This is a genomic window from Pseudomonas sp. 2822-17, from assembly GCF_002742485.1.
Taxonomy (GTDB): domain Bacteria; phylum Pseudomonadota; class Gammaproteobacteria; order Pseudomonadales; family Pseudomonadaceae; genus Aquipseudomonas; species Aquipseudomonas cyclaminis.
Window position 1 is genome coordinate 1 of the sequence record NZ_LJRZ01000667.1, and the last position, 283, is coordinate 283.

At 37.1% G+C, this 283-nt stretch carries 1 protein-coding gene; it reads left to right on the top strand.

Annotated features, from left to right (window positions below; genetic code table 11):
- Nucleotides 1-36: 36 nt before the first annotated feature.
- A partial coding sequence (locus tag AOA60_RS23795) for a LysM domain-containing protein (RefSeq protein ID WP_218240811.1) occupies nt 37-283 on the top strand: 247 nt, incomplete at its 3' end.

Genomic DNA, 283 nt, shown 5'->3' on the forward strand with positions numbered 1-283 from the left:
TTATTAGTGTTCCCTATGATATCCGGAGCACAACAGGTGCAGTTTTTTGATGATCCACCTTTTGAGCATTATAAAGTCTCTCCTGGGGATTCATTTTGGTTTATTGGACAACGTTACAATGTAGATTACAGAAGACTCATGGAATTAAACCCAGAAATTGATCCTTATAATATGCAAGTTGGAGAAGTAATTAGGCTGAAAGCAGCTGCAGAACACCATTCACAATTTGAAGATCAAGTTGTTCAACTTGTCAATCAGCAAAGAAGACAAAATGGACTACAAC